The sequence below is a fragment of the Pseudoalteromonas citrea genome (assembly GCF_000238375.3).
Classification (GTDB): Bacteria; Pseudomonadota; Gammaproteobacteria; order Enterobacterales; family Alteromonadaceae; genus Pseudoalteromonas; species Pseudoalteromonas citrea.
Genome location: NZ_AHBZ03000021.1, coordinates 272,369 through 295,299, shown reverse-complemented (window position 1 = coordinate 295,299; position 22,931 = coordinate 272,369). Strand labels below are relative to the sequence as shown.

At 41.0% G+C, this 22,931-nt stretch carries 13 protein-coding genes and 1 pseudogene; 7 read left to right on the top strand and 7 right to left on the bottom strand.

Annotation, left to right across the window (positions count from 1 at the left end; genetic code table 11):
• Entirely contained in the window at positions 1–528 is a 528-nt protein-coding gene (locus PCIT_RS13125) for an NADPH-dependent FMN reductase (protein ID WP_010364601.1), read from the bottom strand.
• A 154-nt stretch (positions 529–682) separates the two neighbouring features.
• On the opposite strand from PCIT_RS13125, the gene PCIT_RS13120 reads away from it, so the two are divergent.
• From PCIT_RS13120 to PCIT_RS13105, 4 genes are all read left to right on the top strand, one after another.
• The gene (locus PCIT_RS13120; RefSeq protein WP_010364603.1) at positions 683–1,594 is read left to right on the top strand and encodes a LysR family transcriptional regulator; all 912 of its coding nucleotides are present in this window, start codon (positions 683–685) and stop codon (positions 1,592–1,594) included.
• A 344-nt stretch (positions 1,595–1,938) separates the two neighbouring features.
• Positions 1,939–4,179: a TonB-dependent receptor gene (locus PCIT_RS13115; protein WP_040697191.1), complete on the top strand. Its 2,241-nt coding sequence runs from the start codon at positions 1,939–1,941 to the stop codon at positions 4,177–4,179.
• A 90-nt stretch (positions 4,180–4,269) separates the two neighbouring features.
• Positions 4,270–6,951, top strand: coding sequence for a 7TM diverse intracellular signaling domain-containing protein (locus tag PCIT_RS13110; RefSeq protein WP_010364607.1), 2,682 nt, complete (start codon positions 4,270–4,272; stop codon positions 6,949–6,951).
• A 781-nt stretch (positions 6,952–7,732) separates the two neighbouring features.
• Positions 7,733–9,193 carry a hypothetical protein gene (locus PCIT_RS13105; protein ID WP_010364611.1) on the top strand — a complete coding sequence of 487 codons (1,461 nt, stop codon included), beginning with the start codon at positions 7,733–7,735 and terminating at the stop codon, positions 9,191–9,193.
• A gap of 96 nt (positions 9,194–9,289) precedes the next feature.
• On the opposite strand, the gene PCIT_RS13100 is transcribed toward PCIT_RS13105, so the two are convergent.
• Together PCIT_RS13100 and PCIT_RS13095 are read right to left on the bottom strand one after the other, a co-directional pair.
• Complete coding sequence (locus tag PCIT_RS13100) at positions 9,290–10,300, bottom strand: helix-turn-helix transcriptional regulator (protein ID WP_010364612.1); 1,011 nt, start codon at positions 10,298–10,300, stop codon at positions 9,290–9,292.
• Positions 10,297–11,211 (bottom strand): GGDEF domain-containing protein, encoded by a 915-nt coding sequence (locus PCIT_RS13095; RefSeq protein ID WP_010364613.1) that lies wholly within the window; start codon positions 11,209–11,211, stop codon positions 10,297–10,299. Before PCIT_RS13095 ends, PCIT_RS13100 begins: the two co-directional genes overlap by 4 nt.
• A gap of 339 nt (positions 11,212–11,550) precedes the next feature.
• Between PCIT_RS13095 and PCIT_RS13090 the strand changes: the two genes are divergently transcribed.
• On the top strand, positions 11,551–14,337 hold the full coding sequence (locus PCIT_RS13090; protein ID WP_010364614.1) for a TonB-dependent receptor: 2,787 nt from the start codon (positions 11,551–11,553) through the stop codon (positions 14,335–14,337).
• Between the two features lie 49 nt (positions 14,338–14,386).
• On the top strand, positions 14,387–15,691 hold the full coding sequence (locus PCIT_RS13085; protein WP_010364615.1) for a metallophosphoesterase: 1,305 nt from the start codon (positions 14,387–14,389) through the stop codon (positions 15,689–15,691).
• 87 nt (positions 15,692–15,778) lie between these two features.
• Here the strand turns inward: PCIT_RS13085 and PCIT_RS13080 are convergent, their stop codons facing one another.
• From PCIT_RS13080 to PCIT_RS13065, 4 genes and pseudogenes are all read right to left on the bottom strand, one after another.
• Positions 15,779–16,990 carry a hypothetical protein gene (locus PCIT_RS13080; RefSeq protein ID WP_157592811.1) on the bottom strand — a complete coding sequence of 404 codons (1,212 nt, stop codon included), beginning with the start codon at positions 16,988–16,990 and terminating at the stop codon, positions 15,779–15,781.
• Positions 16,991–17,077: 87 nt separating this feature from the next.
• Entirely contained in the window at positions 17,078–18,706 is a 1,629-nt protein-coding gene (locus tag PCIT_RS23235; RefSeq protein ID WP_010364618.1) for a trypsin-like serine protease, read from the bottom strand.
• Positions 18,707–19,108: 402 nt separating this feature from the next.
• Positions 19,109–20,953 (bottom strand): S8 family peptidase, encoded by a 1,845-nt coding sequence (locus PCIT_RS13070; RefSeq protein ID WP_010364619.1) that lies wholly within the window; start codon positions 20,951–20,953, stop codon positions 19,109–19,111.
• Between the two features lie 383 nt (positions 20,954–21,336).
• Positions 21,337–21,918: pseudogene (locus PCIT_RS13065) on the bottom strand (bile acid:sodium symporter family protein); the annotation flags it as partial.
• 88 nt (positions 21,919–22,006) lie between these two features.
• On the opposite strand from PCIT_RS13065, the gene PCIT_RS13060 reads away from it, so the two are divergent.
• Entirely contained in the window at positions 22,007–22,915 is a 909-nt protein-coding gene (locus PCIT_RS13060; protein WP_192992806.1) for an IS5 family transposase, read from the top strand.
• Positions 22,916–22,931 lie beyond the last annotated feature (16 nt).

Sequence of the window (22,931 nt, the reverse complement as noted above, 5' to 3'; positions counted from 1 at the left end):
TTATGATGCAAACCCGCTGGTCGCAGTATGGATTTGGTCAATGATCTCAGGGTGACTGATTTGCTCAGTTTGCATATCGAAATTGTCATAAAAGCTTGGTACTGATATTGAAGCTTTTACATCCAAAGCAAAATAAGGCGCCGAACTTGTAGCCGCACTTAACACACTCTTTGCCCCACCCGGACCCGGTGATGTTGCAAGTAAAATAGCCGGCTTATCTTGGTAGACCTTCATGTTAATTCGAGATGCCCAATCGAAAATATTTTTATAGGCGGCTGTGTATGTTCCATTATGTTCGGCAAAAGAAATAACGACGGCGTCCGCTTCTGTTATTTTTGCAAAAAAACGTTGTGCTTGTTCAGGGATCCCAGATTCATTTTCTCTGTCTGAGCTATAAATGGGCATTTCATAGTCATTGAGATCAAGTAATTCTACTTCAGCATTTTCTAGTTTTGACGCGACATGCATTGCAAGTTGCTTATTAATTGACTGACGGCTACTGCTTGCTGCAAATGCTAATACTTTCATGGTGTTCTCCAATAATATTGATGGTAATGAGCGTAAGCGTGCTGTTAGGTTTGAAATACTTAAATGATAGTGACTACGCTTGACTCGATGAAAAGAAGTGTATATTAAGTCCTATAAGATGTTAATACTTTAAAAGTGGAGTAACTATTTCCATATGGCTAATAATGATTTGTTTGATGGGATCCTGATTTTTGTTGAAGTGGTTAAGCGTGGAGGCTTTGGTGCAGCAGCCAAGGCATTAGGGCACTCGAATTCACACGTAAGTAAAGAAGTGATTAAGCTTGAATCGCGCTTAGCTGTGAGGCTATTAAATCGTACTACGCGGTCAGTTGCTTTGACGCCAGAAGGGGAAGCGTATTTTCAGCAGTGTGAGCAGTTGGTCTCGGATGCTCAAACAGCATTTGATTTGGTAGCTCATAATGACTCGATCCCAAAAGGGGCATTAAAGATCAGTTGCCCAATAGGTTTTAGTCATGATCATTTAAAGCCGGTAATAGCACGATATTTGGAACAGTACCCGAATGTCAGCCTAGAATTAGACTTGAGTGATAAGCGTATTGATGTGATTGCTGATGGGTATGATTTAGCGGTACGAGCAGCTCCAATGCTTGATGAGTCAAGTTTAATTTGCAAGCGAGTATACGCTTGCCCGACCTATATCGTTGCTTCAAAAAAATACATTTTAAAATATGGAAGACCATTTCATCCTCGAGAGCTGGTGAATCACAACGCAATTTGTTATTCAAATTTAAAAATGCCGGGTCGCTGGGAGTTTGAAAAAAGGGGTGAAAAGGCATTTACAGTAGATGTAAAGCAGCGGATAAAATGCAACAACGGTCAAATGGAACTTGCTTTGGTTAAAGCTGGTTTAGGTGTGTGTCGATTACCAGCATTTTATATGGATAATTTACTAGCTAATGATGAAATTGAAGTACTGTTTACGGAATACACTCAACCAACTGTTAATGTTTACGTTATTTATCCTAGTAGGAAACATCTGTCACCTAAAGTACGCCGATTTATCGATATGCTAAGTGATGAATTGATGAAAGTTGAAGCTAAGTGAGAAGCTATATGTGAATAGGCTACTTACTTCAAATTTTATTCTTCTTTAGTGCTATGGCATACATCATTCGTGAGAATGACGGCTGTGGAAATTTAATGAGGGCAATACAAAATCGTTTATTTAAAGTTTCGCGTACAATGTGTTCAGCATAGGGAAATATGCTGATTAACAATAAAGTCCCTCCGATTTTGAAAATTATTAACCCTGTGCTTATTCTTTATTCGATTTAGTTATTTTATTGGTAATAAATGTGTTTTGTACCTATTGATATTTTTGGGATGGTATTACATTTGAACTATACTCTCGTGCAGCAACTTAATGATTTGCAATATAAGAGTATGGAAATGACAAAATCTCTCGCTTTAAATTTTATCCTATCGTCTATTGTGGTTGGCATCTATAGCGAAGACTGCCGTGCAGGCCAAGAACCTATTGAAATAATCGAAGTTCACGCACAAAAACGTGCGCAGTCTATTAATGAGGTCAGTATTGCAGTTTCACATGTGACCGGTGTTCAGTTGGAAAAAAGAGGCATTAAAGATGCCACTGAACTTGGTCATTTTGTTGCGAATATGAAAATTAGTCAAAATGCGGCAGAGGGTACCCCCCCAGCGGTAAATATTCGAGGTGTTGGTTTAATTGATTACAACACCGCTAATACGTCTCCAGTTGCGATGTACCTTGATGGAGCGTCGGTTGGGTCTGCAAATAACCAGTTAGTTGATTTGTTTGATATTGAGCAAGTTGAAGTATTAAAGGGTCCGCAGGGAACATTATTTGGTCGAAATAGTACTGGTGGCGCAATATTGATCCGCTCAGCGAGACCTGATGCGGGCAGCTATGGATATGTCACCGGAGGTATTGGGACAGATAATTGGCAAAAGCTGCAAGGCGCATATAATCATGAGCTAAGCCCTGAGTCTGCGTTCAGAGCTGCCTTTAGCCATACAAAGTATGAATACACTAGTTACAATTTATTTGAGCCGTCACCTGAAGCTGGGTTAGAGCAGAATAATGCACGATTAAGCTATTTGGGTGAGTGGGATAGCGTAAGTCTCTATTTTAAAGCGCATTACAGCCACTGGAATGGCATTGTACAACCGGTAGGCAATATTGGCATATATAGCGATCCTGTTAATTTAGTGACTTGCTCAGCGGCGGTTGCTTCACAAGGCGGGTGTGTGGATCAGTTTGGATTTAACGATGGTAGCGGTGATTTCTGGGCTGTAAGCGTTAACAATGATTCTCCTCATCACAGTATCGGGAAGGGTTGGACTGCAGAAGTTAATTGGGATATTGATGATAACAGCACGTTAGTCTGGTTAAATGCCTTCAACCGCTTAGATAGGAGTCATGCGTTTAATTGTGATGGTTCGCCAGCTAAGTTATGCGAAGGCAGCTTAGGTTTGAAAGCCGAATTGCTTAATAATGAACTGAGGTACCATAAAAAAATAGGAAAAGATCACCTCACGGCGGGTATTTTTTTATTCGAAGAGCGTCTGTATCAAGACAATTATAATGACTTAGGCCGAGACTTACGCGGTACACCGTTTGGTGCTGCATCAGCTATGTTTTTTTATGATAATGATATAAAAACAAAAGTGGCGGCTTTATTTACACAGTACGAATGGCAATGGTTACCGTCAACGCGTATTACAGCCGGTGTGCGCTATAGCGACGAGTCTGTTGAATACGATTCAGTATCTATGATCAACAGTGTGGTAGATCAAACCAAGCCTGAAGGTTTACTTATGCCCTTTTACCATGTCATTGGTGAAAGTGATGATAATGGGCTATCCGGTAAAGTTGCCATAAATTATGATTTTTCAGCAGATAGAATGGTTTATTATAGTTTTTCGAATGGAAATAAGAGCGGGGGATATAATGGTGGCTATCTATCGAGTCCTGAACAGGCAAAGAATGCAGATTATGGTCCAGAATCGTTAAATGCACATGAAGTAGGAACTAAACTCACTTTATCAGGAATGGGGGTTAAGCTAAGCGGGGCGTTATTTTATTATGACTACCAAGACCAACAAGTGTTTATGAATCAACCCGCATCTGAGCCTGGGTTACCTCCAATTCAATTACTAGAGAACGTTGCTTCTTCAACAATTTATGGCGCTGAAGCAGATATAGAGTATAAGATAAACACCGCGATTATGCTCAATATCGGAATTGGGTTTATCCCTCACGCTGAGTTTGAGAATTATACCGATCCATTGGGCATCACTCTTTCAAATAAGCGTTTACCTTTTACGTCGGAAATTAATGCGAATGCGCAGTTAAGTTATGAATATATGTTAGACGAGGCCGATGTTGTGACTACAATCGGAGTTGACTATCAATCCGAGTATTACTTTGATCAAAACCAAAACCCATATGCGATGCAAACCGGTTATGCGTTGTGGCACTTTAATACTCAATATCGTACGCAAAATTGGCAAGCAAATATTTGGGCTAAAAATGTATTTGATAGAGAATATAGCCATCTTAAGTTTGATTTAAGCCAATTTCTTGGCATGTTAGAAGACTTTAAAGGTGAGGGTAGACGAGTTGGTCTTGATTTTACCTATCGCTTTTGACAGTAATAGCCAATACTTACGGTAAGGTGTCATGGGCAAGTAAACAAGGCCTAGTGCTTGCCTGTAGAGTTGAATCGTTCAAGGCATTGTATGCATTTATTGATTAGATTGATTGTGATAATGAGTTTATTTCTTACCTTGCCGAGCTTTGGTGAGCCTTTTTCTTATGACACAAAAAACTATGATGTTAATCTACATGATCATGCTGCATTATTTGCTTCGAAAGACAATACATTATTTCCCGATTCGTTTAACTCAATAGAAGGTTGGTCCAATAGCCTTGAAATATTACCTTCTACCACTCTTTTTTCAGGCCGTTATTGGTTAGTCGTTGAACTAACCAATAATACACAGCAAGAAGAAATGGTGCTCTATCCATACAATACAGTTATGTCGAGTATTGAAACAAGGATTTATCACCACAGTGGAGAAGTTCAACGCTATTACACTGGAGGAAAGAACACAAATGAATTTGCATTTCACTATGGGAATACGATTAGGCTATTACCGGGTGAAAGTTACTACTTAATAACGATGTTTGAAAGCGATTTTTTTTATACGCCGACAAAGCTTGTTATTAAACCAGTTACTGAGTTTAAAAACTTGGTGGTTAGAGAAAACCTTATTATGGTGCTGTGTTTTGGTGTAGGCATGGTTTTGGGGTTATATAATCTATTAATATACATTGGCTCTAAAGATACTACACATCTTTACTACGCTATTTTTACTGGCGTATGGGTTTTTGCTTGGAGCCACTTTTTTCATATCTCTGATCAGTTATTTGGGTTTTACTCAGCCCATTTACATTGGTTAGGTTTTGCATTGGCACCAATTGCTAATGTCCTTTTCTATAATAGCCTCCTAAAACTCAAAGAAACCCACCCTAATTTAGCAACAGTGTCGATATGGGTAGGCGTTGTTTCTGCAACAGGTTTACCCTTTTGTATTTTGTTCCCAGGCTTTGGGTTTTTGTGGGCAACGGTCATGACAGGGACTGCATTGTGTCTGGGTATGTACATTGGGGTTAGGTGCATGCTGGATGGCTTCGTGCCAGCACGCTACTTTGTGCTTGCGTATGTTGCCATGATGGTCCCCAACATGATTGGTAATTTAACCAACTTAGGAATACTACCTCCCTCTACACTTAATTTATACCTGCTTGGTTTAACCGGCATCGCTTTAGATGCAATGTTGTTGGCGTTTGCGGTAGCAGATAAATTTAGGCTAACCAGTGAAGAAAACATTGAACTTAATAAAAACCTTGAATCAAAGGTACTCAAACGCACGTATGAACTAGAGCAGTTAGCATCTGAGTTGCGCGATGCAAGTGAAGCAAAAAGTCGTTTTTTAGCCAATATGAGTCATGAGATCAGAACACCTATGACGTCAATTATTGGCTATGCAGACGGCATCATGCTAGGTGACATTAAACCGCATGAACGCAACCATGCTATCAGCGTTATTTTACAAAACTCACGTCACGTACTGGGCCTTATTAACGATATATTAGACATGTCAAAAATAGAGGCGAACCGCTTAGAAATTGAGTTAATAGAAGCTAACTTATTTCAATCAATTGCGCATGTTGAGTCATTACTTGGTAAACAAATTAGAGATAAAGGGCTTGAATTTGAGCTGAACTATCATTTTCCATTGCCGGATTATGTAGTAATTGACCCAACTAGACTTCGGCAAATACTACTTAATCTGACATCTAATGCTATGAAGTTTACAACAGTAGGTAAAATCTCAATTGAAGTAAGGTGTATAGACGAAAAATTACTTATCTGTGTTAAAGACACCGGCATTGGAATGGCAAAAGACGAACAAAAAGAGTTGTTTAGCGCTTTTTACCAAGCAGATTCATCTACATCGAGAAAATATGGTGGCACTGGTCTTGGACTCAATATTTCAAAAAGCTTAGCACGTAAACTAGATGGCGATATTTCTGTTGAAAGTGAAGTGGGGGCAGGTACTGCATTCACCTTGAAGCTGGGTTTATTTACAACTGAGAAAACCAAGTGGTTAACTAATTTCGATCAAGTCAATCAAAGTCAAGTAGGACAAGAACAACCTCTTCATACTCAAGATGAGCTTAATGGCGATGTATTATTAGCGGAAGATCATAGTGACAATAGCCGTTTGATTAAACGTATTCTTGAGCGAATGGGGCTAAACGTGACTACAGTAGAAAATGGCCAGTTGGCAGTACAGGCTGTATTAGACAATGAATATGACTTAATTTTGATGGACATTCAGATGCCAGTAATGGATGGTGAGCAAGCGCTGAACTTTATTCAAGCAACGGGGTGCAGTACGCCGGTGATCGCATTGACAGCAAATACAATGCGTCATGAAATTGAGCGTTATATGAAGCTAGGTTTTACGGATCACCTGTCAAAGCCAATTGATAGGGCTCAATTCAATCAAAAAGTAAGTCATTATTTAAATATAGCGGTTGATGATGAGCTAGATTTACCTGATGAAGAGTTCGAGGCTTTAAAGCAACAATATATCAGTGGCTTATATGAACAAAAGGTACAATTACAAAATCAGATTAAATATCAAGATTTTGATGGATTATCTAAATCTATTCATGCAATAAAGGGTACGGCAGGTATGTTTGACTGTGAACAAATCCACCATATTTCTTCAGATATAGACGCGAGCTTGAAAACCGGTGAGGTAGATAATATCGAGCGCAAAATACGAACTTTAATTACAGCGATGGAACAGGCGATATCACAAGCTGAATGCGATAAAGTAGGGTGAATAACTTAAGATACTATAGAAAGCAGGTTCACTAGTTTAGATCAATATTAGGCTTTTTTCTGCTCGCAAACTAGTGATTTTCTCACTCATGCCAAGCTCTTTTACTATACGTCACAATATCACGCTCAACTCAATGTAGGAGATTGAGCGTGATAAGTCATCGTTTATGTTCGTTTTTTCACAGCAATTAGAGCCTTTCTTCATACATGAAATATTCTAATTTATTTGCAGTTAGTCTATTTATCACCTTCTTTATTAGGTGTTTTTTTCATGCTATCTGACTAATAATTCAAGGATGTGTGTATGGACCGTCGCCATTTTTTAGGATTTTCAGCAGTATCTACTTTGTTAACTGCGTTTGGAAGGAGTCGCACAGATTCAATCATAGCGAACTCTTCAGACGCAAGCTCAGTGCTGAGCATTGGAATGTTGCTGATATTTGATATGAACTGCTTAGTCTCGCTGTTGCATAAGCTAAACTTTTGTATTCAGTAATCGCGACTGCTAGTTTGACTCTTTACTAAATAGACGGAAAGTTACACTACTTTTTAATACATCTTCACGACGTTCATATCACCTGTATGCACATTGGTTATGGTTCCTAGCGTAGGAAAAGCAAAACCTATAGCACGTTCGATCTGATCTATTGCCATTTTTATTCTATGCTTCTTTTTTAAACAGTACATAAAACAGATAGTTAGTTTAAGCATGTGACTTTGATCCGTTGTTAACGTTGGGCTATAGTGCGCAATAATTATTTTGGTAATGAAAAAGGTCTAGGATGAAAGACGATTTTATTAGGGATGGTATACGAGGGCGATTAACGGTTAAGGACTTTGTACCTGCGACGAATATTGGCAAGTTTGATTTAAAAGTATCGCCCCATAATAAGAAGATCACGGTTATTATCAAAGTGTTTTATCGCTTTATTGATAACACACAAGATCAACTTTCATGGACGATGACACAAAAAAATGAATTTAAGCGCAATGCACGTCGTGTCATTTTAGAGAAATGGTCAAACATGTATAAAATTCGTTGCACCAAACAAAACTGGGAAGAGTTCGTGATGGACATTGACTTCGTTATAGCAGAAGTCAGCAACCCAGCCTATTGTCGGTATGTGATAGAAGTAGGTAAGCTTGCGCGTTATAAGTCTAGCGGCGGAATAAACCATGGTGTTGTGCCGCATGTATGTGGGGTTAATAACTTTGCAAATGACGTTGATATTACTAAAAATCAAGAACAGATTTTTAACTACAAAGAAGGGTTGATCCGCTCTGGGTTAAGAGGTTTACTACCTGCTGGCGATGGTGACTACTTAACATTTTCATCGAATCAACATGTGGTTGCGCCGAGTATGAAGACGTATTTGGATCGTTTTCTTAGTATTGCTAGGTTAAGGCGAACACCTGATGTTCAGGGTATTAAAGCATATGTCATTGGCCTTAAGGGTAAAAATGACAGTATGTTTACCAATAATTTAGAATCTAAGCGTGCGACGGCAATTGCGAATTATATTAATCAGCGCATCGTGGGTGATAATTTTGCCATTGTGTCTGATACATCAGCTCAATGGGCAAAAGATGCGGTTAATTTTTTAAAAAGTCGCGCGCGCAACCACACGGTTTCAGGGCAAGATGGTGGGGCACTTATTGTGATCCGAACACCTGCTAATATTGAGCGTACAGTACCGCATAAATATGTAGTGATGACGCATGAGTTTGGCCATATGTTGGGGTTACCAGATGAATATATGGGAATTCACAGTGCGTCAACCTTGTCAAAAATTCAACTCGATAGAGTCTGGCCTGCCACGCTTGCATCAACAATAGTATCGACGGGAAATAACCGATTGCGATTAATGCAAGACGGTTATACGCAAATGACAACGCAAGCCAATGTGCCATTGCCAAATCTAATATCGACGAAAATAGCGACGAAAAAACCGGAGCTGATCCATAGTGGGCAAAAGGTCAAAGAGAAAAATGATCAACACTCACTGCGTAAACAACAATTGAAAGATAAGTTTGGTCAAGATAGTTGGATATATAAGAAGTATAAAAATGCTCACCCTTATATTTTTGCTCCGCCGGCGATAAAAGCCATCTCAAATAGCATAATGCACAGCGGAAGTGATATTCAAAAAGCGCATTTTGTCACTATTTGGTCTGCATTATGCCACGCGACCAGTGACCATTTACAATGTACTGATTGGGAGATCATTCCAGCGAATGGGTAATTGCACTGGTTACGCAGCTAGCGGCTTTGAGTTAAGTCACTAATGGGCTATTTTAAGCGGGCTTCATGTTATGGGCTGAAACCCTAATGAGTTAGTCTATGTCATGATGTTGCGTAATTGGGTGGGAGTCATACCTGTCCAGCGTTTAAACGTGCGTCGAAAGTTGGTTACATCAGAAAACTGTAAATGATCAGCCGTTTGTTCATTGGAATAACCACGCTCACCGATATTAATTACAGCATGCTGCTTTTGTAAGGCATCTTTGAGGGTCTGTAACGTAGTATTATGTTGTTTTAATTTACGCTTTAAGGTTGCAGGGCTTACCCTCAAGTGTTGTGCAACCTCCTCGCAGCCAATTTTAGGGTCTTTGATAAGCAGCTCACAAAGGTATTGAATAAAGCCGATAGTGTTTGGTGCTGTGCGAGCTTGTTGTAGATAGTATTGCTGCATGACGGGGGTTGTTGTTGCTTGAGGTACGGTTAATGTTTCATTGGGTATAGAAATACAAAAGCAAGGGTGATCAAACTGATATTGCACGCCTAGATGGGCATAATATTGTTCGAGGTGCTGAGGGGGGCTAAACGGGAATTTAATGCATATTTTCTGTGTGAAATTGAAGCGCCATTTACATAACGCATTTATTTTGGCCGCGATCATTTCAAAGTAAAATTGAGTCACTTTAGGTTGAGGTAACGCAATCGCAAAGTTAACAACATAATGAGTATGGCTGTGGCTGCGATAAGGCGTAAAAAACACAAAAGGACATAAAGCAAATTGTTTGACTTGTATCACCCGGCTCATTTGCATTAAGTGTTTACTATTGAGCAGGGCTTGGCCGCTATAACTCACCTGATTGAACAACCAGTGTTGTCCTAATAAAAAGCTTAAGCCATCGCTAGGAAGTAACAGAATGGCGTTATTTATGACGGTATTGAGTTGTTCAAAACTGACTTTTTTATGGGGGCTCTGTAAGTCGGTGTAAAAAAGCTTGCTTCCCTTAAGTAGCTTATTGTTGTTAATGCCCCGCTGCATGGCCATTTCAACAAGGGGTAACAGCACATCATGGCTGTTTAAACTAGCTGCCTTTGCATCAAAATATTGCTTCATGCCACTAATGCTCTTTTTTGTTGCGCTAATCCTTCGTTTAGTTGAAAAAGTAAAGTTGTGAGCGTGTCTGTATTCGTGGCCTCAACACAATGACAATGCAGTTGACTAAAGCCTGTTATGGTTTGATTTAGGTCATAGGGGGTATGTTGTGCCACCATTTTGGCTACTTGCTCGGTAATGTAGGTGGCTTCTAAGTGATTGGTTTTAGGTAATAGCACGATAAATCGGTCTGAGGCAAAACGACACGCTAAGTCGGTATTGCGCAGGTTTAAAGTGATTATTTGACCAATATCAAACAGTAAGTTATTGGCACGTAGGGAACCATGCTGAAGATTAAAATGTGCAAAGCCCTTGATATCAAATAAAGCAACACAGAAGCACTGCGATGATTGAGACAGCCCACAGAGTTCTTGTTCAATCTGCCGTTTCATGTAATCAGCACGATATAAGCCGGTAATAAAGTCATGTAAACCATGAGTGCGATAAAAGCGTTCTTTTTTGGTAAGTAGGTGATTGAGGACGTGTTGCTCATGGCTCCAATAATACATCGCAACGCTCATAATACCCATGCCAATAACGGCCGGAAAAGCCTCTAGGCTACTTAGCCAGCTGTAATGGTGCGAGAAGATGAAAAACTCATCTAAAAAGTCTAATAATAAAGAAATGTGTAGTGCGCTGAGACCAAAAAATAGTAAATTTGTGACTAAACCCTTGGGCCGCATTACGAGGGTGGCAAGCAGCCAAATTAGGGTCATTACCGTGATCCCCCCTTCGCCAATACAGTCAATCCAATCGATTTCTTGTAAAGGTTTTAAGGTACCGAGTTGATAGACTATGAATAGCGTGAAGCAAAGCATCAAAAGCAATGTAGTTAATAATGTTGTATGGAGTTTAATAAAAGAATGAGGCATAGGTGTCGCTGTCTTTATGGGAGTTGTTTACGGCGTTCTAAATTACTTTATAAGGATCTGCTTTATGCTAATAGGGTCACTTTAGCTCATTAAAGTGTACGTAATTATGACAAAAACCGCGGTTTTTCGACTATTTATTGCAATTAAGCCAGCAAAATACGGAGTATGGGAGGTCAAATAAGCTCATAAGTCACTGTAAAGGTCAAAAATGACCTTATTAAGTGCACCTTTTCAATGTATCACGTTTGTAGTGACATATTTCTTTCATAGCTTTTACTTACCTTTGCCGCACTGCCGCTTAAAGCGGAACTAATGATCCTGTGCAAAAAGAGAATTAAAATGAAAGTATCAACCCCGTCAAAATTCATCCGCTCAAAATTGGCTTTGGCAACGACCTGTGCCTTACTGGCTACAAGTAGCTACGCTAATACGCTCCAAGGGCGGATCAGTGATCAAGCTCATTCAATTTATTTTGAAGGGGCGAAAGTGACGATTAAAGAACTCGGACGCAGTGTAAATTCTGCGCGAGATGGTTCATTTAAGTTACGTAATTTACCTGAAGGTCAATACACATTAGTGGTTGATTACCTGGGCGCGCCTTCTGTTGAGCGAGAGATCCGTATTATTGCAGGCAAAGCTGTCACGGAACATATCCAATTAGGAACAGGTGAGGCTTTACTAGAGAATGTGATTGCGGTTGGCCAGCGTGCAGGACAAGCTGGTGCTTTGAACCGGCAAAAGAATGCGGTGGGCATTAAATCAATTGTAAGTAGTGACTCAATCGGCCAACTACCAGACCAAAATGCAGCAGAGGCGTTACAGCGACTGCCAGGCATGTTTATTCAGCGAGATCAGGGGGAGGGTCGTTTTGTTGGGATCCGGGGGATTGACCCGAGTTTAAATAACGTCACGATAAACGGAGCGAATGTACCGTCACCTGAATCGGGGGTGCGCAGTGTCGCTATGGATGTGATCCCCAGTGAATTAGTGCAAAGCTTAGAGGTGAGCAAAACAGTCACCCCTGATATGGATGCCAGTGCAATTGGCGGGAGCATTGAAGTTAAAAGTTTAAGTGCTTTTGATAGAGAAGGCCGCAGTTATAGTGTTACTGCACAGGCAACGAATAATACGCAAGTTGATAAAACGAGTCCAAAGTTATCAGGGAGTTTCACCGATATAGTCGCTTTGTCGAAACAGTATGATTTAGGTGTTGCCGCGGCCGTTTCTTGGTCACAGCGCCAGTTCGGTTCACACAATATGGAAACTGACGGTGGCTGGCAATTGTTTGATGTTGAAGACACTACAGGCGCAGATGTGAGCCTATTTGGTGCACAAGAAATAGAGCAACGCCATTATGTGATCAAGCGCGAACGAGTAGGGGCGGCACTGAATTTAGATTTACAATCAAGCCAATTGAGTAAATATTACTTACGCACACTGTTTAGTGAGTTCTCAGATGATGAGTTTCGTCAGCGCAATGAATACAAATTTGAGAAAGGGACATTGGTCGCAGGGGCTCATACGACTACCTCTGCGGTATTCAGCAATGCTGAAATGGATAGAGATACAAAAGACCGCTATGAGTCTCAAAAAATTATGTCGCTGGTGCTAGGGGGTCAACATCAACTGAGAGAGTGGTTTGTTGAATATAGTGTGGGTTACTCAAAATCTAGCGAAAAAGAACCTAACCGTATTGATGCTGATTTTTCAGCTGAAAGCCTCATGATAGGATATGGTAGCTTAGGTGAAACACCTACCTTAAGCCGTAATGATGCTGCACACGATTTACACCGTTTTGAACTGGATGAAGTTGTGTGGGAAAACAATAGTACCGAAGATGACGCAACAAGTTTAAAAATTGATTTATCAAAAGATTTTGTTGTTTCTGGTTTTAATAGTGAACTCAAATTCGGTGTCAAATACTCAGAGCGGGAAAAAGTTAATGATACCCATGCGACCGTTTTTGATGGTGGCTTTGATGATGCATTAGCCAGTCAATTTGGTAGTGCATCACCTTCATATAGTATCGGTGATTTCGGGCCAGGTTTATCTCGCGCTGGTATTGCCCAATTTGTGAAAACAAACCGAGCGCAGTTTGATATTAATCAGTTAGATACAGATATTGACAGTAAAGGCCGCAGTTACCATATTTCCGAGGAAGTGCTAAGTGCCTATGCGATGCTGACGGTTGATATGGGTCAATGGCAAGTGATTGGTGGTGTACGTTATGAAGGCACTGACTTTAGCACATTAGGTAACAAGGTTGAGTTAATTAAAGATGAGATCACCGATACTGAACGAGTTAATATAAGCAGATTTAGTGCTGATAAAGACTACGACCATATTATGCCCAATTTAACGGTCCGTTACGACTTTACAGAACAGCTTGTTACGCGTTTTGCGTATACTAACACCATTGCGCGCCCTGGATTTTCGGATGCTGCGGCATTTCAAATAGTCGAAACTGAAACAACTCTAGAGGATGGCAACATCGAAGTGGAGCGCAAAGCAGAAGTGGGTAACCCTGCGCTTGACCCCTATGAATCTAATAATTTGGATATGTCGATAGAGTATTACCCAGGTAATATTGGTGTGATATCCGCTGGGATATTTTATAAAGACATAGATAACTTTATCAGTATTGAACAAGTGCAGGATAACGGACTCTGGGAGGGGTACAAAGAAGTTGTTCAAGCAGTGAATGGAGGAGCAGCCAGCTTAACTGGGCTTGAACTTGCGTATACAAAAAACTTTAATAATGGCTTGATGTTTTCTGCCAATGGTACCTTCATTGATGCTGATGATAAATTACCAAACCAATCAGATGTTGTTGCCAATATCATGTTGGGCTATGAGAGCCGCAGCATCAGCGCACGACTCAGTACTAGCTATAAAAGCAAGAGCTTTATGTTTGAAGAAAATGGGGCTCGTGTCTACCAAGACGCGCATATGCAACTCGATTTTAGTGCAAAGTATTATGTAACTGAGCAAGCACAACTGTATTTCAATGCCGTTAATTTAACGGATGAACCTTACTATGCATATCACGGCACGTCAGATTATAACTACCAATATGAAAGCTATGGTCGCTCTTTTGAACTGGGCTTTACATTGACATCACTATAGTTTTTTGAAAATTGAAGAGGGCCGTTAGTGAGAGCTGGCGGCAATGAACATGAACAACTTTTTATTTTATAGCATGGTAGCGACGTCGACTATTTTAGCTGGGTGCGCCAGTACGGCTTTCAGTAATAATGCACAACAACCGAGTAGCACCAATCGTATCGCTTTTTTGGCCTTGGGTGACGGGGGCTATCATACCGATTACCCAAAGACTAAACATATTGTTAATCCCAAAACCAAAACGCAATTTATTGCAGCAGAGAAAAAAGACTGGATAGCAGAACATCGCCCGTTAGAAGAGTTCAATCATGCACCTATTTATGTCTATCCAGAAACGAACATTGCCACGGAGCAAGGGGGGGCGATAGCGGTTGGTAAAGCGATGGCGCAGCTATGTTCCTCTGAGTTATGTCAATTTGCGATTCAATTGGGTGACAACATATACCCTGATGGTGCTGATGCGAACGATGGTAAAGATGACCAAAAGCGTATGGATGATTTGATTTTAAAGCCGTTGCAACCGCTATTTACACAGCAACCTGATCTCGTTGTGTATTCGGCATTGGGTAATCACGATTGGAAAACCTCTAGAAAGGGCGTTGCGTTACAAACAAAATGGATGGCCTCTCAGCCTAACTTTCATATGGATGAGCGCGGTTACTACAGCTTTAAACAAGGTAATGCGGGAAATGATGTGGAGTTTTTTGTACTCGATACGAACATGCTTTTATCAGGTCAGCATTATTATGAAATCCCTCTGCGTAGTGATGGCTCGGAGCAAGGGCTTGCAACAGCATTGGCAAGTGGTGAAGCTGAAATTGAAGACATAGAGCGTCATGAAGTGCCGATTAATGGGGAAGATCATAAGCAACTGGCTTGGTTAGCTAATGGTTTGAAAAGCTCGACAGCAAAATGGAAAATTGTATATGGACATCATATTCTCTGGTCTATTGGCGGCAGTAAGTACGACGAAGGTCATGTTTTGCGGCGTTTGATTTTGCCTGAGCTTTGTGAATATGCCGATGCTTATATTGCAGGGCATGAACACGATTTAGAGCTATTAACAGATGATTGCTCACGTGTATTGCCTGGCAATAAAAAAGCCAAATTACCACTTATAATTAGTGGGGCGGCATCAAAAATGCGGGGGAAGCACACGCCATTTGCACAGCAGCAAGAAAAGCGTTATCCAGAGTATGATTTAGTTTGGTCAAAGAGTTTTACATGGGGCTTCGCGCATATCACGTTAAATAATCAAGACGATAAATTGCAAGTGCAGTTTTATAGTACGCCGAGTTCAGGCTCTGGTGAGCTTATTAAAGAGCAAGCGTTTAGTTTTGAACACCGCAGTGATTAAATGATGTATGAATGAAGCGGCCGTAGGCAACATATTAACTATGCTGCCTACGGAAGGTAATCAGGTTTTGTAACGCAATACGTTTATTTATTCACTGTGCTCAAAATAAATACGATAAGTAGAAGACCAAATCGGAAAATCTACTTCCATCACATAGCAAGCAAATTGGGTATCTTCGAGTTCACTGTAATTGAGTAAAAATGCGATCTTTTCAGCCAGCTCAGGATGTTCAGTAATATAGTTTTGTGGCGACTCTAATGAAACAACCTGTAATTGCGGGAAATCAGGTAGCCGCTCTGTCCACATGTCTGCGGCATTGAGCTTTCCTTCTTCGACTTTCTGATTGCCATGGTAACAGCCAACTTTCACGTTGCTGGTGGCATTAATCTTTTTATCAACAAAAACCAGTAGAGTGAGCTTTTTTGCGGGGTTTTTAATTGAGATACTGGTTGATGTACATTGGCTACTGTGGGTAAGTGGATTGACAAGTTCATCTGGGTTATTGAATATAAATGTGGCATCTAATGTGTTTACGTTTGGAATATCATCAAAAACCATTCCTGAATTACTGACTGAGTAGCTGGTATAGGCATTATAAAACCCGGCAGAAGAAAGTGGTTCGACAATGCCAATACTGAACTTATTTTGTTCTATTTTTGATGTTTGGGTTAAGCGAGCGGGTTTATCAAAATCACTTGGGTGTGGGTGAGAATAAAATTGCACAAAGGGGGCTGCATCTGGTGAGCGTTGTATACCTAGCTTACTAACCATCGCGACTTCTTGCAAAAAGTGATTATTGCTTGGGTTGACCGTCAATACATAGCTACAGCACACATGCTCAACGCTGAAACCCAATAGTGATTTAGCTGCGTAATATAACTGTGCTCGATTATCGCTTTTAGATGGGCCTTTTTTATCATGTAATGCGTTTAACTGACGCTTTAAATCGGCATGGCTTGACGCATTTTGTGCGATGGCATTAGCATAGAGTTGATGAGCTTTACTTAACTTTTCATGGGTTGAGATCGAAATATACGGTGACGCTTTTTCGATAAACTCTTGTAATGCTTTGACGCCGGGCAGTGCACACAGGACTTGATGGCCGTCGGCTGACTTTTGCGCTGTAAATACCCGCTGACTATTGGAGCGATGATAATTTAAAAACGTAGTCAGAGAGTTGATACTGTGAACATGCGGTGTAAGGTCCGAAAGGGCGAGTTTAAGCACGCTTTTTATACGTTCGCCAAGACGCATTAATTCAGATGAAGTTTGTTGATTAAGTCCCATGAAGTTAGACAAGTATGTTGTTCATACCGCTCAGATTACATGGGACTTAGGTTTTTTAAAAGTCAGGTTGAAAGACTAATAAAACAATTACCTTAATTTTTATTGGCATTTGCCATTTTCTTGCCACGCACCCCATGGGCCAGAAGATGTTGGGTTTTCTCCTTGCACCCACCAATTCGCGCGATAAATGATATTTCCTACTGTGGCTTGATCACCCGCAAGGTAAACTTGCTCTGCAGACCAAGGCTGAATGCCATTACATCCTGTATTATCGCCATTAGACACGGACACTGTTTTGGTCACTTGGCTCACTTGCCCCTGATCATCTGTCACACTTAAACTCACTTGATAATCACCAGCAGCTCGGTAACTATGTGTAGGTGAAAATTCAGTGCTGCTATTGCCGTCACCAAATAACCAATTTGTTTGTGTGATTTGACCATTGTCGCGACTTAAGTTGGAGAATGTGGCAACTAATCCTGAGGTCGTCACTGAAAACTCGACAGTTGGAGCCGGATCTGTGGTGTCTGAGCAGGCACTGCCTTTTTTCCAAACTTGGCTATATTTATCTGGGGCTGCCCCTTGTGACCACCAAGTTGCCTCATATTCAAAGCCTTGGTAGCTGACTTTATCACCTAAGGCATAGGCCGTTGTGGCACTCCACGGCGTTACCCCATTACACGGCATCGTTGAGCCAATTTGTACTGACTTAGTCGTTGTATGGGTTTGTTGTGCTGAATCCGTAACCGTTAAACTCACGGTATAGGTACCCGCTTGCGAAAATTGATAACTCGGGTTTACATCACTTGATGTGCCGCCTTGGCTATCACCAAACTGCCAATAGTGTGATGCAATGGCTTTATCATCACTTGAGCGGTCAGTAAATTGCGCGTTGAATTGATTCACTTGTACATCAAAATCAGCCACTGGCGGTGCATCAATCGGGTCGTTCAGACCTGTTTTATCTTTGATCCAGTTTAAGTAGCTAGTTGTACGGGTAAATGCGGTTGCACCACTACAGCCAATTCCCCAACTGACTGTCCCTATGCTGTAAAAATCGTTACCAACTCGCACAGCATATGGGCCACCACTGTCACCATTACAGGCTGACTTACCCCCTTGACCACCGCCACAAATGACGGAACTAGGTATATTATAATTTAACTGGCTAGAGCAACTGGCATTGCTTATCACGGGTAGTGCGACTTCTAATAAGCGGTCGCTCGGACGACCTCTGTTTGAGGTTAACCCCCAGCCAGAGACCGTGACTGCGTTACCGATATTGGCATACTGACGTTCAATTTCTGTGGTTGGCAGCTTAGCGGGGGTATATTTTGCGTCGGCAGGAGAGGCCAACCTCAATACCGCAATGTCGTACCCTGAGCGAATACCGTTGGCACCGCGCCATTGTTCATGATTAATGATTTGAGAGACGCGCAATACTTGGCCATCATTTTGAGATAGCGAGTGAGCCCCTATTTTTACCGTGAGGCTACTGGTTGAGGCGCTATCTAAACAGTGCGCAGCGGTGAGCACCCAATCTCGACTGAGCAATGTACCACCACAACCTTGTCGACCATTCATGAGTAAGGCAACTTGATAAGGTCTTGAGTATGCCGGGGTTTCACTACCACCAACAATGTTTGGCGTCATATCTATCTCAGATGCCGAGGTGTACGTGCTTGTTAAAGCGCCGAAGATTGCCAAAGCAGAAAGTGTTATTTTCATGTTATATCCTTAATTTCTCGTTATTGAGTAATCTAGAAGTAATCTGAGATACACTTGGATTGCAATGCCTTGTGGGTATTTTATACGTGGTATGACCTGTTTTTTTGGAAGGATATAAAACGATGTTAAGTTAAATTACAATCTATTGCGTGTAACCTTTCATTTACATTGCCATTTTCTTAGTAGATCGAACTAATGTAAATTTTAGTCAATAACGTTAATTTATAAACATCACTTTGTGTAAAGGAGGCTCTGGATGTTTTAGAGAGAGGAGGGGGTAACTAATTGAAGAGCATAATCGTATTATTAGTATCAATCAGACCGATATAATGACTCTGACTTTAATTAACGGCGATAAGATATGCCAGCCATGGCTTTCAATGACTGGCATATTATTATGTATTAATGGCCGTAGAAGCGAATATTCCAACCGATAAGGTTACCTGGTTGGCTATTGTTAGGCTGATATTTATCAGCGCGTTGCGGCAAGTTTACTACTGAGCCCTCAATGAACTCACCACTTGCAACATCGTATGTTCTCTCACTCCAACCATCTTTGGCGTTCGTGTCTACAATACGAAGTTTCCAGTCACCCTTGGCTGTTTCACCATAGAAGTGGTTTGATAGCATTAGGGTATTGTCAAACTTAGTGCCTTCAAGATCCGTTCCTGCATGAAGTAATACACTGCGTGTGTTACTTGGAGAAATGAGTTCAACAGATAAATCACCGAGACGCTCATGGTCTAAGCTCAATCGCACTTGTACGCCTTCAACAGTAAGGTTTTCAGTTTGTTGGTGTACAGATTCTGTAGCAACAAAGTCATCATATATTGCGGTGTCACCTGATACAGCAACGTCGTAGTTACGCACCTTTAATTCAGGTAAAATAGTACCAGTTTGTAGTGCTTTTTCGACTGCTGCATCAACGTTTACTAAACCAAAGCCGTAATCATTGTGAAAAGCAAGACCTGCTGCATTTACCTGCCAGCCTGGAATAGCTTCAAAGTCACCAATATTACGCGCTGCACTGTTTGCATGGACCTTGGTCGCTGTTGTGATCATAAGGTGCTTTACATCACGCCAAGATAGCTGATGATTTGCTGACATGATCAAAGCTGTCGCACCAGATAGTGCTGGAGCCGCTGCAGACGTACCATTCATACCATTGGTATAAACAGGGTATTCGCATTGATTCTGGGCTTGGTCTTTACACCATTTTGGTAGGTCGGTTGTAACGATCGCAGGGCTGTGAACACCGTATTCTCCGGCAGGTGCGCCAAGTAATACCGCAGAACCCGCTGATGAGTAATTGGCGAGTGTGCCATTTGCATTTAGAGCAGATACCGTAATATTCCAGAAGTTGGCGTTAGATGGATCTGCAACCGATGTGTTATAGGCTGGTAATGCGTAAGCATTTGGGTAAACGAGCGTTAATTCACCTTTTTCACGGTCACTCCAGCGCCCGCCAATAAAGTGGTCATTACCCGCAGACTTTATTGATGCTGAACCTCTCCCGCCATGGCTTTGTGTTGCAGCAATTTGCTGCACATCTGCAATGTTTTCGAAGAAGCCAAGGTACGTATTATAAATAGTTGGGTCGCTAAATGTGTAGCCAATACTTTGGTTAATTACTCGGGCATCAGTAAACTTATTCATAGGTTGAACTGCGCCATCCATATCCATGACTGAGCGGATAGCAAGTGCTAAACCAGGTACATTAGATTGGTTACCAATTAAATTTGCACCCGTCAGTGTTGCGCTAGGGGCAACACCGCGACCACCATGATTGTTAAAAGCTGAGGCTGCTGCAATGCCTGCTACCATAGTGCCATGATTATCAATTCTATTACGACCGTTAGAAAAGTACTCGTAAATATACGGATCTGGATTTGGTGTTGTGCCTTGGGTTACATTCGATGTTAAGTCAGGGTGATATGTGGCAAGGCCGTCATCAATGATTGCTATATTGATACCTTGACCAAAAATACCGCGTCGGTGTGTAAAATCGAGGTTTAGATCAATCCCTTCTTTTCCTGGGTTAGCTGCACCAGCTGTTTGCCCTGTATTTTGTAAGTGCCACTGTTGAAAAACGAGTGGATCGCCGCCAGCTAGTTGGTAGGTATATTCCCAGACATGCTTAGTAGGATCATAGCCATCAGCGTTATTATCAAAGCTCTGTGCACTTGCTTGATTTAGAGCCACTAGTAAACTAGCTGCGATTAAGTTAAGTGTTGTTTTTTTTCTCATCGTAATTTCCTGTTTACGTATTTTGTGTTGATAGTTAAAACAGAATATTTTTAATTAAATAACATAATTCATAATTTTATTTTTAATGAATGAGCTTAAGTTAAGACTTTAATGTGTATTACATTTTTTATTGGTCGTAGGGAGTCCCGTAGCTAAGATAGTTACGACGACTTACCTTATCGATAGAGTAGGGGTAAAGGCAGTACTAAGTTGAGAAAATTATGTTAATGAGAAGCTTGTTATTATGAGGGGACTTAGCTTAGTTTGCCGTTCAATAGAATAAGCGGTTCTTATGAAAAATAACACGTAGACTTGGTATTGTAAGTTTTTAGAGGCTAAGCGAGCCTTAATATGCTCGCTATTTATAAGGTATTTATAGTCAATTACGCCCTGTTGTTATTAATGTATGGGCTTTTCAAATCATTTTTTAATACCAAAGATGTGTATAAGCTGGCTGTAAAAAACATAAGCAAACTATAAATACTCGGCGCAATCGACATAACAGTGTTATTGAGCATGCCGGTGGTGATTAAAAGTGCTAACGTACCATTTTGAAGCCCGACTTCTAGAGTGATTGTACGTGACTGTGCGGTGTTCTTGAGAAGATAGTGGCCTGCAGTAAAGCCTAATAACATAGTACTTGTATTGAGCATTAATGCCGCAGGCCCTGCGAGCACAATGTATTCGAAAATTTGGTAGCCCAGCTTGCTACAAATACTGATAATGACAAGTGCCAAAATAATAATGGAGAACCCGCTAACATATGGCTGAGCGCGTGTAGCCAAAGAAGGTGATTTATTACGTATCACCATACCAATTATCACAGGAAATACGGTGATCACCATGAGTTTTAACCAAGTTTCAATGAGAGGAAGTGTGATTGTTGAGTGTGTACCTACATATGTGTTGATTGCCCAAATACTTAAAAATGGCAGTGTAAAAGGGGTAATAAAGCCAATAATGGCAGTAAGAGAGAGGCCTTGTTTCCTAAATAATTGAACTTCTTTGGTTTGGTGTGATCAGATCATAAAATGCCTTAACCCATGCCTTGAAATGAAGAAGAAAATTAGGAATTGGTCACAGTACAATCGTGCTTTAGTTCAACGCGGTAACATCAACATTTGGCTAAGTGATAGTGCCATCTCAAAGTGGCAGAATACTGAAAAGCACGGTGGCCGTGGTCGTTCAAATTACTATTCTGATTTAGCAATTGAAACGTGTTTAACCTTAAGGGCCGTATTCCATTTGCCACTCAGGGCCTTAGAAGGGTTTGTAAATTCCTTACTTACTACGATGGATACCTCGCTGCAATCACCGGGTTATAGCTGTTTATGCAAACGCAGTAAAACACTTGATGTGCAATATAGAAAAAGCGCAGGCAAAGGCTTTATAGATATTGTGGTCGATAGCACGGGCCTTAAAGTGTATGGAAATGGTGAATGGCATACAAGAAAACATCGTGCGACTAAGCGCCGAACTTGGCGAAAATTGCACTTGGCCGTTGATGCGACAAGTCACGATATTGTGGGTGCTGAGCTGTCGATGGTAAATGTGTCAGATGGTGAAGCCCTTGCCGATTTAATCAGGCCACTGCGTAGGAATATAGACAGAGTCACAGGTGATGGAGCATATGACACACGCAGTTGCTATGAGGAGGTCGCAGCAAAAGGTGCGATTATGCGGGTACCGCCAAGAGAGAATGCCCAATACTGGGAAGAAGGACACCCCAGAAACAATGCCATATTTATGATGCACCAAATAGGGTTAACGCAGTGGAAAATGAATTCAGGGTACCATCTTCGTTCACTTGCCGAGACGGCGATGTATTGTTTTAAACAATTAATGGGTGATAAGCTGAAAAGTCGTCAATTCAATAGTCAGCATACTGAAACGATGATTAAAGTGAAGGCAATAAATAAAATGAATGGGCTAGGTATGCCCAAATATCAGCAACAAAGTTAAAACTGAGAAATTGATT

Excerpts from the sequence above, each read along its gene's own strand:
- PCIT_RS13125 (WP_010364601.1), bottom strand. The coding sequence starts at position 528 with ATGAAAGTATTAGCATTTGCAGCAAGCAGTAGCCGTCAGTCAATTAAT.
- PCIT_RS13120 (WP_010364603.1), top strand. The coding sequence starts at position 683 with ATGGCTAATAATGATTTGTTTGATGGGATCCTGATTTTTGTTGAAGTG.
- PCIT_RS13115 (WP_040697191.1), top strand. The coding sequence starts at position 1,939 with ATGACAAAATCTCTCGCTTTAAATTTTATCCTATCGTCTATTGTGGTT.
- PCIT_RS13110 (WP_010364607.1), top strand. The coding sequence starts at position 4,270 with ATGCATTTATTGATTAGATTGATTGTGATAATGAGTTTATTTCTTACC.
- PCIT_RS13105 (WP_010364611.1), top strand. The coding sequence starts at position 7,733 with ATGAAAGACGATTTTATTAGGGATGGTATACGAGGGCGATTAACGGTT.
- PCIT_RS13100 (WP_010364612.1), bottom strand. The coding sequence starts at position 10,300 with ATGAAGCAATATTTTGATGCAAAGGCAGCTAGTTTAAACAGCCATGAT.
- PCIT_RS13095 (WP_010364613.1), bottom strand. The coding sequence starts at position 11,211 with ATGCCTCATTCTTTTATTAAACTCCATACAACATTATTAACTACATTG.
- PCIT_RS13090 (WP_010364614.1), top strand. The coding sequence starts at position 11,551 with ATGAAAGTATCAACCCCGTCAAAATTCATCCGCTCAAAATTGGCTTTG.
- PCIT_RS13085 (WP_010364615.1), top strand. The coding sequence starts at position 14,387 with ATGAACAACTTTTTATTTTATAGCATGGTAGCGACGTCGACTATTTTA.
- PCIT_RS23235 (WP_010364618.1), bottom strand. The coding sequence starts at position 18,706 with ATGAAAATAACACTTTCTGCTTTGGCAATCTTCGGCGCTTTAACAAGC.
- PCIT_RS13070 (WP_010364619.1), bottom strand. The coding sequence starts at position 20,953 with ATGAGAAAAAAAACAACACTTAACTTAATCGCAGCTAGTTTACTAGTG.
- PCIT_RS13060 (WP_192992806.1), top strand. The coding sequence starts at position 22,007 with ATGAAGAAGAAAATTAGGAATTGGTCACAGTACAATCGTGCTTTAGTT.